The organism is Streptomyces sp. NPDC033221 (genome assembly GCF_055577005.1).
Genome location: NZ_JBVIQN010000006.1, coordinates 158663 through 173549 on the forward strand (window position 1 = coordinate 158663; position 14887 = coordinate 173549).

Sequence of the window (14887 nt, forward strand, 5' to 3'; positions counted from 1 at the left end):
AGTCAGGGCAGGTCGGGCAGGTCCTCCGCGTACAGCAGGGTGAGGTCGTTGGTGTCCGGGTCGGTCAGCAGGGCGACCCGGCCCGCGTGCCGCTCGACCATCGACTCGAACGTCTGCCGGGCGGTCCGGCCGTTGCCGAACGACGGGCCCTTGGGGAGTACGGTGAAGTACTTCAGCAGTGCCTCGCCCGCCCCCTCGGCCAGCCGGTACTCATGCTCCTCGCCCTGCTGTTCGACGATGCGCAGCAGGTCTTCCGGCGCGTAGTCGCCGAAGGTGATGGTGCGTGAGAAGCGGGACGCCACGCCCGGGTTGACGGCGAGGAAGCGCTCCATCTCGGCGGTGTACCCGGCCACGATCACCACCACCGCCTCCCGGTGGTCCTCCATCAGCTTCACCAGCGTGTCGATCGCCTCGCGCCCGAAGTCCCGCCCGGAGTCCTCCGGCGAGAGCGCGTACGCCTCGTCGATGAACAGCACCCCGCCGCGCGCCCGGTCGAACGCCTCCTGCGTACGGATCGCCGTCGAACCGATGTGCTCGCCGACCAGGTCCACCCGGGACACCTCCACCAGGTGCCCGCGTTCCAGCACGTCCAGCGCGGCCAGGATCTCGCCGTAGAGCCGCGCGACGGTGGTCTTGCCGGTGCCGGGGGAGCCGGTGAAGACCAGATGGCGGCGGACCGAGGCGGCCTTGAGGCCGGCCTCCTGCCGTCGCCGCCCCACCTCGATCATGTTGATCAGGCTGCGTACCTCGCGCTTGACGCTCTCCAGGCCGACCAGCTTGTCCAGTTCGCCGAGCACCTCCTCGGAGGGCCGGCCCGCCGTGGCGGGTTCCGCGGCCTGCGGGGCGGGCGGCGCCGGCTGCGCGGGCCGCGCCGGTACCTCTCCGAGCAGCCCGGCCGTCTGCGTCGCGGGTACGCTCGCCGGCGCCCGCACCGGCGGGGCCGGCACCGCCGGTTCCCCGGCCGCCAGGCTCTCGTCGCTGGTGCAGTCCTGTACGGCGGGCCCGCCCGCGTACCCCTCGCCCTGCGCGGCGGAGCCGTCCGCGAATTCGTACCCGCCGCGGGCGCACCGCTCCGTACGGCAGCGCGTCAGCGTCGTACGGCAGCCGTCGATGATGTGGAAGCCGTACCCGGAACTCCCGGTCACCCGGCAGCCGTTGAACGTGCCGCGGCCCTCCGCCGAGACGTAGAAACCCGCCTCGGCCGGGGAGCTGACCGTGCAGCGCTCGACGGTGGGGTCGGCGCCCTTGGTCACGATCACACCGGTCTGTACCGCGTCGATGGTGCAGTTGGCGAGGGTGCCGCCGCTGCCGTGGTCGCGGAACCAGGCACCGGTCGACGCCTCCCGGATACGGCAGTCGTCGAGCTGTACGGTCGCGCCGTCGCTCACCGACACCGCCGTGTTGCGCACCTGGGACAGGTCGGAGTCCACCACGTCCGCGCGCGAGCCCCGGTCCAGCACGAACAGCGCGTCCGGGACGTCGTGCACCCGCGTCGAGTCCAGTACGGCGGTGGCGCCGTCGCTGACCCACACCGCCGGGTAGTCGCCCGTACTGTCGTGGATCTCGCATTGGTTGGCGTCCACCCGGGTGCCCGGGTCCCACACCGACAGCCCGTTGCGGCCGAAGCGGCGCACCGTGCTGCGGGTCAGCGTCAGCACCGACCGGGACCGCAGGTCCACGGCGTTCTCCGGGATGTCGTGGATGTCGCAGTCGGCGAGCGTGAGCACCGCGTCGGTGTCCAGGGTGATGCCGTCGGCCGAGGTGCGGTGCACCGAGCAGTCGGTCAGCTGGCCGCTCGCCCGCGAGGCCACCTGCACCCCCGTGCCCTTGATCTCGTACAGCTCGCAGCCGACCGCCTCCACACCGCTGCCCTCGCCGTCGACCGACAGGCCCGCGCCGGAGGCGTGGCGTACCCGGCAGTTCTCCAGCCGCGGGTGCGCGCCGCCGCGCACCGTGATGCCGGACTGCCCGGCGGCCACCACCTCGCACTCCTCGAAGATGCCGCCCGCGCCGTCCAGCACGCTGATGCCCACACCGCCCGGGTTGTCGACCGTGCAGCGGCGCACGGTCGGGCGCGCGCCGCCGCGCACCTCGATGCCGGACGCCGAACGCGTCACCACCCGCAGCCCGTCCAGCTCCGGTGCCCCGTCCTCCACCAGCACCGCGGGCGCCGTGGAGTCCTGCCCCTCCACCTGGAGGTCCTGGACCGTCGCCGAGGCCCGCACGGTCAGCGCGACACCGTCGGCGGGCGCGATCCGCACCGACCCGCGCGCGCCCTCGGGCCCCCGCAGTGTCACCGCGCGCAGCAGCACGAGGTTCTCGCGGTACGTACCGGCGCCCACCGTCAGCACGTCACCGTCCCCGGCGGCGTCCAGGGCCGCGGCCAGCGAGCTGTACTCGCCCGTGCGGCGCCGCCACCGCGATGTGCCCGTATGCGTCACCTGGACCGAGCCCTGTGCCATGGCGCTGTCGTGCCCCCACCTCGTGCGGCTGTTACCGGCCCGGTAGTTGTACGTCCGCGTATGTCCGCGTACGTGTGCCCGCGACCCCAGCCGGGAGGCTGGCCGCTCCACCGTAGCGCGCCGGGCGGGCACCGGATGACATGGTCAGCCTGTATGCGCGGGAGTTCGCGGACGGCGCTCCGAAGCCCCCGCGAGGCCGCGCCGCGGCGCGTTCGAAGCGCCCCGGCCGTCAGCTGCCCGCGCCGGCCCGCCCCCAGTCCTGGCCCGCGCGCTCCCACTCCTGCTCCCACCGCCGGTACCGGGGGTTCAGCATCCGGCGGGTCACCAGCTGCCGCCCGCCCGCGGCCACCGTGCCCGAGACGGCCGCCGCGCCGAGTCCCGCGAGCGCCGCGTGCGCCCGGGCCGTGCTCACGTCAAGCGGCCGCGCCACTACGCGGCCGCGCGCGTCGGTCCAGATTTGGAACCGCTCGCCCGGCCGCACCGCAGCCGGCGCGGCGACCGGGCCGCTGTGCTCGCTGCCGTCCGGCGCGGTCCAGTGGGCGTCCACCCGGCGGTGCCCCGCACGGCCGGCGGCGGCCTCCGGGTCGGTGTTCGCGGAGGGGCGCGAAGCGGCCCGGTCCGGCGTCGCCCAGACCTGGTGCCGTTCCCGCGCCTGCGTCCTGGCGGATTGCAGCAGTGCCTCGTGGGCGGCGCTGCCCACGACCAGACCCGCGAAGCCGCCGCCCAACGCGATGAGCAGGGCGGTGGCCAGCGCCACCCACGCCTCCAGCAGGTCGGTCGTCCGGCGCAGCGGGTTGCGCCGCCAGCGCCACAGTCCCGCGATGACTTGTACCACGTCGTGCCCCCTCTCCGTGTCCGTAGGTACCTCGTCCGGCGCGCGTCATGCACGGACGGGGTGAACGGAGAGCGGAATCACCGGCTTCGCGCCGCGCGCCGGCGTGGACGCAGGAGCCGGGCCGCGTACGGCGCGGGGCTCGCACGGCGCTCCCTCACCTGCCGGGCGCGAACCGGATCGCCGCGTGCGCCGCCTTCAGCCGTCCCCGGCGGCGGCCGACACTGTATCCCTGCGTGAGGGAGGGCCCGTGATGGAACACCGACAGGTCGGCCGGCTCATGAACACCGAGGTCGTCAAGGCCCGGCAGACGACGTCGTTCAGGGAAGTGGTCAGTCTGCTGAGCCGGCACCGCAAGACGGGGCTGCCCGTCGTCGACGCCGACGACAAGGTCGTGGGCGTCATCTCCGAGACGGACCTGATGTTCCGCCAGGCCGCGCAGGACATCCTGCAGAACCGCTGGTACCACCGCCGCCGGCTGACCGGCAGCGCCCGCGCCGCGCGGGCCAGGAAGCGCAGTTTGCGGGCGGGCGAGCTGATGACCTCGCCGCCGGTGACGATCGGCCCCCACCAGAGCGTCGTCGAGGCCGCCCGGCTGATGGTGACCGGGAAGCTGGACCGGCTGCCGGTCGTCGACGCGGAGGGCCGGCTGTGCGGGCTGGTGACCCGCAGTGACCTGCTGAAGGTCTTCCTGCGCCCGGACGAGGAGATCCGCGAGGAATTGATCACCGAGGTCCTCGTCCGCACCCTCGGTCTCAAACCCGGTGCGCTGGGCGTGTCCGTACGGGCGGGCGTGGTCACGCTGTCGGGGCGGCTGGGGCGCAGCAGCGAGGTGCCGGTGGCGCTGCGGCTGGCGGGGCGGATCGACGGGGTCGTCGCGGTGGTGGACCAGCTGGCGTACGAGCACGACGACGCGGCCGAGCAGCACGGTGAGCAGATCGTGCGGGACCGGGCGCAGGAGTGGCTGCGGGGCCCCGAGGAGCGGCCGCACTGAGGCGGCGGGGCGCGGCGCCCCGGCCGGACCGGGGTGCGCGTACGTATGACGCGCCCCGTACGCGCATCGCGCGCCCGCGCCCCCGTCATCGCGCCCGCGCACGCGTCACTGCACCCGTACCGCCAGGGTGACCTCGGCCCCCCGCGCCCCGGACGTCTCCGCTTCCCCCGGCCGGACCGCGAACCGGTCCGCCACCAGGCGCGCGAGCCACAGCCCGCGCCCGTGGTGTGCCCCATCGAGCCCCGGCAGCAGTTCGGGAATCACCGTTTCGCTGAAGCCGGGACCCGAATCGCTGATACGGCACTCCAGTTCGTCACCGATGCGGCACAGCACCAGCCGGCCCGAGCCGCCCGCGTGCTCCACGGCATTGCCCGCGATCTCGTCCACGGCCAGCACGAACTCGCCGCGCCGCGGTTCCGCCAGGCCCTCGCGCAGGGCACACTCCTCCACCAGCAGCCGCAGCTGCGGCAGCACCCGCGCGGTGAAGCGGCGCCGCAGCAGGCAGGTGGCGGTCCGGGTGTCGAGCGGCCCGTCCTCGGACGTGGCCGGGTCCGGGGTCAGCACGGCCGTATCACCTCCGTCGTGGTCAGCCGGGGCACCGCGCCCGCGCCGAGCCGGTGCAGCGTGCGGGCCTGTACACGGTCGCAGCGGACCTCGACGCGATCGTGCCCGCCGGCCCGGTCGGCCAGCACGATCAGCGCCGTGGCGCAGCCGACCGACAGCAGGTGCAGCCGTGTCAGGTCGACGGTGAGCCGGCGGGCGCCGGCGCTGCCGGACAGTGCCAGCTCCAGGGCGGTGGTGAAGGCGCGCCGGGCGGTGGCGTCCGCATCGCCGACGAAGTGCAGGCTGCCGTCCCCGCCGCGCACCGATCGCAGGCTGCCGAGCCGCTCCAGGAGGCTGCGCGGGTGCGCCCGGTCCATCGCGTGCAGCACCTCGTGGCCGAACCAGCGGCGGTCGTACGCACAGATCTCGCTGTACGGCCGGCCGTCGAACAGGGCGTCCGCGTGCGTCTCACGGTGCATCATGACCCGTACGTCGGCGTGCAGGTCGGGCACCCACCGCATGTCGATGAAGGCCCGCAGGCCGGTGAAGCCCTCGGCGGCTGCCCGTGCCGTCTCCGAGTGCAGCCGGCCGATCTGCCGCTCGGGCGTGAACCGGAGGTCCGGGCGGATCAGCCCCCGCATGCTGTTCAGCACCAGCTGCCCCCGTTCACGAGCCGTCACGGTGCTGTGACCGGTGAAGTCGAGCCGCGCCAGTACCTCGGCCTCCGGGAGCCACGGGTCGGGGAAGAGCATGACCTTCTCGCCCTGGGCGAGTCCGAGCCGCACAAAGGCGATCATGACCTCCCAGCGCACCTCGTCGTCGCCGTAGCTCACGAACGCGTGGTCCCCGGGACGCATGTGCTGCACCGGTATCAGGTGGTCTCCGGGCGGTTCCCAGGTCGGCATCGGCACCTAGACACCCCCCACGGCTCCCGCTGTCGGCATCGCCGTGCGCTCACTGTAGGCAGCCGGACACGCGCTGGCAATGCGGACCGGCGCCGGGCGGCCGAGGGGGTGCGCCGGTGCCGACGGGGTGTCAGGCGCACGCCGTGCGCGGCCCGGGCGCGCGGGTGGCCGGGGCTCAGGCGGACGGACGGCGGGCGAGCACCTCGAAGGGGTCGCCGACGCGGAGGGTGCCGGTGCCTTCCGGGATCAGGTTCTGGCCGAAGATGAGCTGGTCACCGACGCGGCGGTGGCGGGCCAGGGTGCGCAGCGGCTCCTTGCCGCGCCGCGCGGTGCGCTGGTCGGTGGTGGTGATCACGCACCGGCCGCACGGTTTGACCACACGGAAGACGACCTCGCCGATACGTATCCGCCGCCACTCGTCCTCGTCCCAGGGCGCGGTGCCGTCCACCACGACGTTCGGCCGGAAGCGGTCCATCGGCAGCGGGCCCTCGCCGGGGTGGTCCCCCCGGGCGATGAGGGAGTTGAGGGTGTCGAGCGAGGAGGTCGTGGTGAGGAGCAGCGGGAAGCCGTCGGCGAAGCTGACGGTCTCGCCCGGCCGTGCGTACTCCGGGTCGGCGGGCCGTCGCCCGGCCGGGTCGTCCAGGTGCACCAGTTCCACGGGTACGTCCAGATAGCTGCTGAACCAGTCGGCGGCGGCGCCGGACGCGGGCACCGCCTCGACCTTGTCCCCCCACACCTCGACCGTGACCGCTGTCCCGGGCTCCGGCACCCGGACGGTCAGCGGCGGCATGTCCGGCGCGGTCAGCCGCAGGGCACCGTCCGGGAGTTCCGCGGCGGCCGCCAGGGCCAGCCGGGGACGGGCGCGCTGGGTGACGAACCGGCGCTCGGCGTCGACGAGCATCCAGCGGCGGTCCCCGGCGAGTCCCCACGGTTCCACGACCGCCTCGCCGGGTCCTGACCCCGCCACGGATTTGACCGGATACCGGTGGATGGCCTGGAGGAAAGGGTTCAGCACACCCTCATCCTGCCAGGCCCCCGCGGCGGCCCGGTCACCGGTGCCGCCCGGTCGTGCGGGACCGGTTCTCCGCCCGCGTACGGCTCGGCCGGGTCAGTACCCGCGGGGGTACTGCTGGCGGCCGCCGTACTGATCGTCGTACGGGGACGGCGCGGGACGCGGGGCGACCGGACCGGCCGGGCGCATCGCGTCGTACCCCGTGCCTCCGTTCCCGGCGGGGCGCTGGGGCTGTTGGTGCTGGGCGGGATAGCCGCGGGGGCCCGCCGCCTGCTGGGGGATGTACGGCGCCGGGGTGCTCTGCAGCGGGGCGACCGGCTGGGCCGCGGCGCCCTGATAACCCTGGCCGGAATACGGCTGGGAAGGCGCGGCGGGGAGCGCGGGCAGCGCCGACGGCAGGGCCGGCATGTACGACGAGCCGGAGTCGTAGGGCAACTCGACCCGGATCGGGGCAATCTGCGGGGTGCCGCGTTCAGCGACGAGGGAATCGTAGATCGGGGTGTCCGGGAAGGACGGCGAAGCGTAGTAGCCGCCGCCGTAGGTAGAGCGGGGGGAGGTCATACCTCATAAGTTAAGCCCACGATGTGCCGGTTGGGGAGCCTGAAAAGAGGGTTGTTTCGCGTGTCGTGTGCAGTCTCTGATCCGCAATGTGAGCGAACTTGGCAAAAACGGTCGCGATCGCCCGTAGGGATCGTGTAAAGGCCGTGTCCACATCAGATGAACGGCGGACATTTTTCGGCAAGTAGGTTGGAACCTGCCACCGTGCGGAAGGGGCACCGGACCGGAGCCCGGCGAGCGAAGCGAGAGGAAGGCGCCACCATGTCGATGCCCAAGGGGAGCAACGTCGCGGTACCGGCCACGTCGGTACGGCTGGAACTGGCATGGCGCACCGGCCCCGGCACCCCGGACGTGGACGCCTCCGCGCTGCTGCTGACCGCGGCGGGAAAGGTCCGCGACGACGCCGACTTCGTCTTCTACAACCAGCCCGCGCACGCCTCGGGCGCCGTCCGCCACGAGGGCAAGCGGCCCGCCGGGGACGCGGTAACCGACAGTCTGGCCGTCGACCTGGCCCGGCTGGAGCCCGCCGTGGACAAGGTGGTGCTCGCCGCCTCCGCCGACGGGGGCGCCTTCGGCAGGGTGGCCGGGCTGCACATCCGGGTGCTCGACGCGGGCAGCGGCGCCGAACTGGCCCGCTTCGACAGCCAGGACGCCACCGCCGAGACCGCCTTCGTCCTCGGGGAGCTGTACCGCAGGCAGGGCGCCTGGAAGTTCCGGGCGGTCGGGCAGGGCTACGACACCGGGCTGGCCGGGCTGGCCACGGACTTCGGCATCAGCGTGGCGGAGGAGCCCCCGGCCGCCGCCCCGGCCCCGCCCGCCGCGCCTGTGGCGGCCCCGACCGCGCCGCCCGCCCAGCCGTACGGCGCGTACCCGCCGCCTCCGGCCCCGCCCGCCCAGCCGTACGGCGCCGCGCCGGTGCCCGCCCCCGCCCCGCCCGTCAGCCTCTCCAAGGTCACCCTCACGAAGGAAGCGCCCGCCGTCTCCTTGACGAAGCAGGGCGGCACCTCGGGCACACTGCGGGTCAACCTGAACTGGCAGCAGGCCGGCAAACCCGCCGCTCGCCTCGGCAAGAAGCTGGGCCGCAAGACCATGGAGGCGCTCGGCGCCCGCGGCGCGCTGCTGCCGCAGTCCGGCGACCTGGACCTCGACCTGTGCGCGCTGTACGAACTCACCGACGGCAGCGCGGGCGTGGTCCACCCCATCGGCGGCAACTTCGGAGCCCTGCACGTCCCGCCGTACATCCAGCTCGACCAGGACGACCGCACCGGCGCCGCCACGGCAGGCGAGAACCTGACGGTCAATCTGGACCACCAGGCCCGCATCCGGCGCATCCTGGTCTTCGTGACCGTCTACGCGGGCGCCAAGAGCTTCGCCGGGCTGCACGCGACGGTCACCCTCCAGCCGCAGTACGGCGCCCCCGTCGACTTCTCGCTCGACGAGTGCACCGTCCCGTCGAACGTCTGCGCCCTCGCCCTGATCACCAACACCGGCAGCGAACTGGTCGTGCAGCGCGAGGCCCGCTACCTGGTGCCCGCACCGGGCGTCAGCCCGCAGCGCACGGTCGACGAGGCGTACAGCTGGGGGCTGAACTGGTCCCCGGCCAGCAAGTGAGCGCCCCTCAGGACGCCCCCGGCGCCCCGTAGGTGCGGCCTTTCCAGGCCGCCCCGCGCCCCCGGTAGTGCTGGACGGCGGAGTCGACCGTCATCAGCAGGTAGAGCAGCGCGGTGCACGGCAGCAGCGGCGCGAGCCAGCGCGGCTGCCGGTAGTAGCGCAGCATCGGCAGGTACGTCCCGGCCATCACGGCCCACGCCGCGCCGCCCAGCGCTGCCGCCGTCGCACTGCCCGTCACCAGACCGGCGGCCAGTGCGGCGGGCGGCGCCAGGTAGACGAGCGCGAGCCCGGCCACCGTCCCCGCCAGCAGCAGCGGACTGTGCCGCAGCTGCGCGTACGCGCTGCGCGAGACCATCCGCCACAGCGTGCCCAGCCCCGCGTACGGGCGCACGCTCTCCACCCGGTCGCCCAGCCCCAGCCAGATCCGGCCGCCCGCCCGCCGCACCGCCCTGGCCAGCGTCACGTCGTCGATCACCGCGTGGCGGATGCTGTCCGGCACCCCGGCGCGCTCGGCCACCGCCCGCCGCAGCAGCACACAGCCGCCGGCCGCCGCGGCGGTACGCGCCCCCGGCCGGTTGACCCACCGGAACGGGTACAGCTGCGCGAAGAAGTACACGAAGGCCGGGACGATCAGCCGCTCCCAGAGCGACACCACCCGCAGCCGCGCCATCTGCGACACCAGGTCCAGGTCCGCCGAACGGGCCGCGGCCACCAACTCACGGAGGCTGTCCGGGGCGTGCGCGATGTCCGCGTCCGTCAGCAGGACGTACTCCGCGTCACCGCGTTCCCGGACCAGCGCCATGCCGTGCCGTACCGCCCACAGCTTGCCCGTCCAGCCCGGCTCCGGCGCGCCGGGCGCGGTGACCGTCAGCGGCAGCCCGCCCTGCCCCGCGGCCAGCTCCCGGGCCAGCTCACCCGTACCGTCCGTACTGCCGTCGTCGACGAGTACCACCTCGGCCCGGCCCGGATACTTCTGCGCCAGCAGGGACGGCAGGCTCACCGGCAGCACCGCGGCCTCGTCCCGCGCCGGGACGACCACGGCGACCGGCGGCCAGCGTTCCGGATCGGCGCGCGCGGGCAGCCGTACGTCCGTACGCCAGAAGAAGCCCTGCCCCAGCGCCAGCCACACCCAGACCGCCAGCGACCCGGCACCGATCCACTCCATCGCTCCCACGCCCGCAGTCTGCCGCACCGGCGGCCGCCGTGGCCGGAACCGGCCGGGCGGCCCCACGGGCGCGGCGGACGGCGATCACCGGTATGACAAGTACCGGGCGGCCCGGCGTAAAGTGTCCGGGTGAAGATCGCGCTCATGGACTCCGGTACCGGCCTGCTCGCGGCGGCCGCCGCGGTACGGCGGCTGCGGCCCGACGCCGACCTGGTCATCTCCTCCGACCCGGACGGCATGCCCTGGGGACCACGCCCGCCGCACGACATCGCGGCGCACGCGCTCGCCGTCGCACGCGCCGCCGCCGCACACCGCCCGGACGCCCTGATCGTCGCCTGCAACACCGCCACCGTGCACGCCCTGCCCGCCCTGCGGGCCGAGCTGGAGCCCGCGCTGCCGGTCATCGGCACCGTTCCGGCCATCAAGCCCGCCGCGGCCACCGGCGGCCCGGTCGCCATCTGGGCCACGCCGGCCACCACCGGCAGCCCGTACCAGCGGGACCTGATCGAGCGGTTCGCCGCCGGTATCGAGGTCACCGGCGTGCCCTGCCCCGGCCTCGCCGACGCCGTCGAGAGCGCTGACGAGGCCGCGATCGACGCCGCCGTGGCGGCCGCCGCCGCGAACACGCCGCGTGACGTACGGACCGTCGTCCTCGGCTGCACCCACTACGAGCTGGTCGCCGAGCGCATCCGCGCCGCCCTCCAGCAGCCCGGCGCCCCCGCGCTCGTCCTGCTCGGCTCCGCCGAGGCGGTCGCCGCCCAGGCGCTGCGCCGTATCGGGGCGGACCCGGCCCCCTCGGCCGCGCCCACCGGCACCGTCACCGTCCTCCTCAGCGGCCGGCCCGGACGCCTGCCCGGGGCCGCACTCGCCTACGACGAGGGACGACTCCTGGCCGGCGCGGCACAGGCCGGGGAACCCGCCCGTCACTGACGTCCCGGCAGCGCGCGCGACACGCTGCCAGGCGGGGCGAAGACGCGTACGCTGCGTGGCATGAGGGACCACCCCCACGAGGGGGCAGCAGCCCCCGACGAGCACGGCGGCCCGGCCGGCGACGGCGGGGTCTCCGGCAGTCACCGGGACCCCGCGGACGTCCCCGAGGTGTGGCACGGGCGCGCCACCAACCGCGTGCAGTGGCTCCTGGCGGGCATCGGCGCGGCCTGTCTGGCACTGGGCATCGAGCTGGCCGTCGACAGCACCTGGACCTCCGGTCTGGCCCCGCTGCTGATGTCGGTGGTGGGCTGTGTCCTGGCCGGTCTGCTGGTGCTCTTCGGCACGCTCGCCTTCGTCCATGTGGCCGTACGGGTCGACAAGGACTGCCTGGAGGTGCGGTGCGGCCACATGGGCCTGCCCCGCCGCCGCATCCCCCTCGACCACGTCGTCGGCGCGGACTTCGCGCCGCGCGTCACCCCGCGCCACTGGGGCGGCTGGGGCTACCGCTGGCGCCCCGAGCAGGGCACGGCCGTGGTCGTACGGCGCGGTGAGGCCGTGGTGCTCCGGCTCGGCGACGGCCGCAGCTTCACGATCACCGTCGACGACGCCGAGAACGCGGTGCGCTGCATCCGCGGCAGGTGCGGCACGGACAAGGGCCGGCCGGGCGGGCCCTGACCTCCCGCGTCCGAACGCGCGTCCGGGTGTGCTGCGGGCGGCGCTTCCGTCACCCCGCGGTCGTTAGGGTGCGGGGTATGGCGACACCCGACTTCATCCGTGACATCCGGGCCGGCATCGGCCACCAGCTCCTGTGGCTGCCGGGCGTGAGCGCCGTGGTCTTCGACGACCGCGGCCGGGTCCTGCTCGGCCGCAGAGCGGACAACGGCATGTGGTCGATCATCGGCGGCATCCCGGAGCCGGGGGAGCAGCCGGCCGAGACGGCGGTGCGCGAGGTCTTCGAGGAGACGGCGGTGCACGTCGTTCCCGAACGGGTGATCCTCGTCGAGGCGCTGCAGCAGGTCCGCTACCCGAACGGCGACGCGTGCCAGTTCATGGACGTCTCGCTGCGCTGCCGCGCCGTCGGCGGCACGGCGGTCGTCAACGACGACGAGTCGCTGGAAGTGGGCTGGTTCGCGCTGGACGCCCTGCCGGAGCTGGAGGAGTTCGCGGTGGCGCGGATCAAGTTGGCCCTTGACGACGGGCCGGCCTGGTTCGCGGGCATCGAGAAGGCGTGACGGGCCCGGCCGCCGGGTAGCCCGCCGCGGCCGTCACACAGGAGCCCGGGGGAGGCGGATCGAGGTCTGCGACTCCTCGCCGCCGGGCAGCCCCGGCCCCTCCGGCGGCTGGGACTGCCCCGGATCGCCCGGCGACTGCCCGGGAGCGTCCGGCGGCGCGGAGCGGCCCGCCTCCTCGGTGTGCATCTGCTGCCGGCCGCCGTCCTTGCGGCAGCTGCTCAGCCAGGTGCCGGTGGGCCCGTTCTCGTACTGGCACTCCCAGCCCCGTACGGTCAGCGACGGCCAGCTCGCGTCCGCCTCGCGGAAGAACTCCGTCATCACGCTCCTGGCCTCGGCGCAGCCCGCGGTCGGCCCGGCACCGGGCCCGGAGAAGAGCTGCGCGGTCAGGCCCTCGCCCATGGCGTCGGGCAGCGCACCGCAGTCCAGCGGCTGGCCCGGGACGGGGGAGCCGGAGCCGCCGGACTCGGACGGGCGCGCGCTGCCGCCGTCCCCCGGGCCGCCGGACGGGCTGCCCTTCAGGCTCTTCGTGGGGCTCGCGCCCGGCGCGGAGCCGGACGCGGCGGGTGACGCCGCGGTGTCGTCCGGTCCGCCACCGCCGCACGCGGCGACGGCGAGGGCGAGCAGTGCGGTCGGTACGGCGATGAGCCGGCGCATGTCGAACTCCTTCGGCCGCGGGGACGCAGGCGGGGACGCTCCGCCGTACGGACGCTAGGAGCCCCGCGTGCGGGCTGCGATCCGGCACGGGCGAACGGGTGAACGGCGGACCCCGTCGGCCACCCGTCCACCGCGGTCTCACCCGAAGCGTTCGATGTGCATCCGGGCCGTGGTGCCCGGGTGGAACGACGTGGTGCCGACCGACCAGTAACCGGCCGTGCCCGGAATCCGCGTCAGGTCCGTCATCAGCGCCGTCTCGGACATCTCCGGGCCGCGCTCGCTCACCCAGGAGGCGCCGTCCCACCGCAGGTAGTGGGAGCGCTTCTGGTCCCAGAAGTCCCAGCCGGTGATCCGGTCGGGGCGCCCCTGCCGGTCCCCGCCGATCGAACTGAGCAGGCCGACGGAGTACGGCCCCTTCACCGGCGCCCACCGGGCACCGTCCCAGTGTTCGAAGACGACGCCGGGCGGCTTGCCGGGCGGGCCACCCACCCCGTAGCCGAAGCCGGTCAGCCAGATGTCGTCGTGGGCCACCGGGAGCAGCCCGGAGACGGTCGAGCGGATGCCGGTGGTGCGGGGGAGCACGGTCCAGGCGCCGTCCCAGCGCGCGATGACATCGCCGTACACCCAGACCTCACCGCCGGGCGTCACGTGCACGTGTCCGGGGGTGGGGGCCGCCGCGTCCGGCAGCGGGGCGCACCAGCGCCACCGGCGGCCGTCCCAGCGCAGCAGCCCGGCGCGGCCGTCGTGCCGCCCGCTCGCCCACGCCCGGCCGTCGCCCGTCGCCGCGACATCGGTGACCGTGGTGCCGCTGCCGCCCTGCCCCGGGTACGGCGATCTCCGCCAGGTCGTGCCGTCCCAGGCCAGCAGCAGGCCGCCCGCGCCGACCGCCCAGGCGGTACGGGCGTCGGCGGCCGTGACCGCGGTCAGGGGGCCGGTGGTGGCGAGCTGCCCCAGGTCCGTACGCGACCAGGCGGCACCGTCCCACCGGAGCGCGACGGCGGTCCCCTCGCTGCTGCCGCCCAGTCCCTCCACGCCGACGGCCCAGGCGAGTGCGGGGCCGGCTGCCGCCACGCCGTACAGCCGGGCGCCCGGCCGCGCATCGGGCACCGGGACGGCCGACCAGCCGGGGGCGGAGGTGGCGGAAGTGCCGGTGGAGGCGGCGGCGGGGGCCGCGGTACCGGCCAGGCCGAGGCCGGCGGCCGTGCCCGCCAGGCCGCTGACGAAGCTGCGTCTTCGCATGGGAGCGTCCTTGGAGTCGAGGAGGGTCCGGGACTGCGGGGGAACACCTTGGCGCCGGCTGTCGGAGAGGTCAATGGAGGCGGGGCCGGCGACCGCGCGGGGAAGGCCGGGAACGGCCGTTCCGTACGCGGGCTACCGGTAGCCGCCTCCGGATGCGGCCGGTGCCCGGCTGCGGCAGCGTGGTGCTGTCCCACCAACCGCACCGAGGGAGCAGGTCATGGGCGAGAGCGCCATGGACAAGGCCAAGGGCAAGGCCAAGGAGATGACGGGCAAGATCACCGGCGACGAGCGGACGAAGGGCGAGGGCCGCACCGACCAGGCCAAGGGCAAGGCCAAGGACGCGATGGACGACGCCAAGGGCCAGGCCCAGGGAATGCGGGACTCCCTCAAGAACAAGGGCGACCGCAGCTCCTGACCGGGGCGGCGGCCCGCCGGGCCCCGCCCGCACCCCGCCGTCCGCACACCGGTGCGGGCGGCGGGGTGACCCGTGTGCCGGGCCGCTCGTTGTGCACGGCATGATCAAGAAGATGGCCGCAGCGGCCCTCCTGGCGGGCTCGGTCGCCACCACGGCACCGACCGCCGCACACGCCGCCGGAATCCCCCGGCTCCTCGGCAGGACCACCGCGACGACCATGGAACTGGTCTCCCAGTTGCCGCAGATCCAGGGCTTGGAGCCGCCGCCGGAGTTCACCGTCCAGCACGGCGACGGCTAGCAGTACGGCGACGGCCGGCAGCACGACAGCCGCCGTG

The 14887-nt window shown here is 74.7% G+C and carries 16 protein-coding genes; 7 read left to right on the plus strand and 9 right to left on the minus strand.

The features are described 5' to 3' along the window. Positions 1 to 2: 2 nt before the first annotated feature. Both ACZ53K_RS10245 and ACZ53K_RS10250 read right to left on the minus strand, forming a co-directional pair. Complete coding sequence (locus ACZ53K_RS10245; protein WP_468833669.1) at positions 3 to 2462, minus strand: right-handed parallel beta-helix repeat-containing protein; 2460 nt, start codon at positions 2460 to 2462, stop codon at positions 3 to 5. A 229-nt stretch (positions 2463 to 2691) separates the two neighbouring features. Continuing rightward, a complete protein-coding gene (locus tag ACZ53K_RS10250; RefSeq protein ID WP_468833671.1) occupies positions 2692 to 3297 on the minus strand; it encodes an Rv1733c family protein in 606 nt (201 codons plus the stop codon). Positions 3298 to 3547: 250 nt separating this feature from the next. Between ACZ53K_RS10250 and ACZ53K_RS10255 the strand changes: the two genes are divergently transcribed. Beyond that, entirely contained in the window at positions 3548 to 4288 is a 741-nt protein-coding gene (locus tag ACZ53K_RS10255; RefSeq protein ID WP_468833672.1) for a CBS domain-containing protein, read from the plus strand. A 105-nt stretch (positions 4289 to 4393) separates the two neighbouring features. On the opposite strand, the gene ACZ53K_RS10260 is transcribed toward ACZ53K_RS10255, so the two are convergent. The 4 genes from ACZ53K_RS10260 to ACZ53K_RS10275 all read right to left on the minus strand — a co-directional run bounded on the left by ACZ53K_RS10260 (position 4394) and on the right by ACZ53K_RS10275 (position 7309). Then, positions 4394 to 4852 carry an ATP-binding protein gene (locus ACZ53K_RS10260; RefSeq protein WP_468833673.1) on the minus strand — a complete coding sequence of 153 codons (459 nt, stop codon included), beginning with the start codon at positions 4850 to 4852 and terminating at the stop codon, positions 4394 to 4396. Further along, a complete protein-coding gene (locus ACZ53K_RS10265) occupies positions 4846 to 5736 on the minus strand; it encodes an MEDS domain-containing protein (protein WP_468833676.1) in 891 nt (296 codons plus the stop codon). The genes ACZ53K_RS10260 and ACZ53K_RS10265 overlap by 7 nt, the downstream gene beginning before the upstream one ends. A 175-nt stretch (positions 5737 to 5911) precedes the next feature. Beyond that, positions 5912 to 6751: an MOSC domain-containing protein gene (locus ACZ53K_RS10270; RefSeq protein WP_468833678.1), complete on the minus strand. Its 840-nt coding sequence runs from the start codon at positions 6749 to 6751 to the stop codon at positions 5912 to 5914. 93 nt (positions 6752 to 6844) lie between these two features. Then, positions 6845 to 7309, minus strand: coding sequence for a DUF6643 family protein (locus tag ACZ53K_RS10275; RefSeq protein ID WP_468833680.1), 465 nt, complete (start codon positions 7307 to 7309; stop codon positions 6845 to 6847). A gap of 258 nt (positions 7310 to 7567) precedes the next feature. Between ACZ53K_RS10275 and ACZ53K_RS10280 the strand changes: the two genes are divergently transcribed. Further along, on the plus strand, positions 7568 to 8917 hold the full coding sequence (locus ACZ53K_RS10280; protein WP_468833682.1) for a TerD family protein: 1350 nt from the start codon (positions 7568 to 7570) through the stop codon (positions 8915 to 8917). Between the two features lie 7 nt (positions 8918 to 8924). On the opposite strand, the gene ACZ53K_RS10285 is transcribed toward ACZ53K_RS10280, so the two are convergent. Continuing rightward, positions 8925 to 10082, minus strand: coding sequence for a glycosyltransferase (locus tag ACZ53K_RS10285; RefSeq protein ID WP_468834003.1), 1158 nt, complete (start codon positions 10080 to 10082; stop codon positions 8925 to 8927). Positions 10083 to 10211: 129 nt separating this feature from the next. On the opposite strand from ACZ53K_RS10285, the gene ACZ53K_RS10290 reads away from it, so the two are divergent. The 3 genes from ACZ53K_RS10290 (at position 10212) to ACZ53K_RS10300 (ending at position 12244) form a co-directional block, all read left to right on the plus strand. Then, the gene (locus tag ACZ53K_RS10290) at positions 10212 to 11012 is read left to right on the plus strand and encodes a glutamate racemase (protein WP_468833684.1); all 801 of its coding nucleotides are present in this window, start codon (positions 10212 to 10214) and stop codon (positions 11010 to 11012) included. 60 nt (positions 11013 to 11072) lie between these two features. Beyond that, positions 11073 to 11687, plus strand: a complete 615-nt coding sequence (locus ACZ53K_RS10295; RefSeq protein ID WP_468833686.1) for a hypothetical protein — start codon at positions 11073 to 11075, stop codon at positions 11685 to 11687. A 77-nt stretch (positions 11688 to 11764) separates the two neighbouring features. Beyond that, entirely contained in the window at positions 11765 to 12244 is a 480-nt protein-coding gene (locus ACZ53K_RS10300) for an NUDIX hydrolase (RefSeq protein WP_468833689.1), read from the plus strand. A gap of 33 nt (positions 12245 to 12277) precedes the next feature. Here the strand turns inward: ACZ53K_RS10300 and ACZ53K_RS10305 are convergent, their stop codons facing one another. Both ACZ53K_RS10305 and ACZ53K_RS10310 read right to left on the minus strand, forming a co-directional pair. Continuing rightward, positions 12278 to 12898, minus strand: coding sequence for a hypothetical protein (locus ACZ53K_RS10305; protein ID WP_468833690.1), 621 nt, complete (start codon positions 12896 to 12898; stop codon positions 12278 to 12280). A 138-nt stretch (positions 12899 to 13036) separates the two neighbouring features. Next, positions 13037 to 14137, minus strand: coding sequence for a hypothetical protein (locus tag ACZ53K_RS10310; RefSeq protein WP_468833692.1), 1101 nt, complete (start codon positions 14135 to 14137; stop codon positions 13037 to 13039). A 217-nt stretch (positions 14138 to 14354) separates the two neighbouring features. Between ACZ53K_RS10310 and ACZ53K_RS10315 the strand changes: the two genes are divergently transcribed. Both ACZ53K_RS10315 and ACZ53K_RS10320 read left to right on the plus strand, forming a co-directional pair. Further along, the gene (locus tag ACZ53K_RS10315; protein WP_468833694.1) at positions 14355 to 14552 is read left to right on the plus strand and encodes a CsbD family protein; all 198 of its coding nucleotides are present in this window, start codon (positions 14355 to 14357) and stop codon (positions 14550 to 14552) included. A gap of 112 nt (positions 14553 to 14664) precedes the next feature. Further along, positions 14665 to 14850, plus strand: a complete 186-nt coding sequence (locus tag ACZ53K_RS10320; protein ID WP_468833696.1) for a hypothetical protein — start codon at positions 14665 to 14667, stop codon at positions 14848 to 14850. The last annotated feature ends 37 nt before the right edge of the window (positions 14851 to 14887 follow it).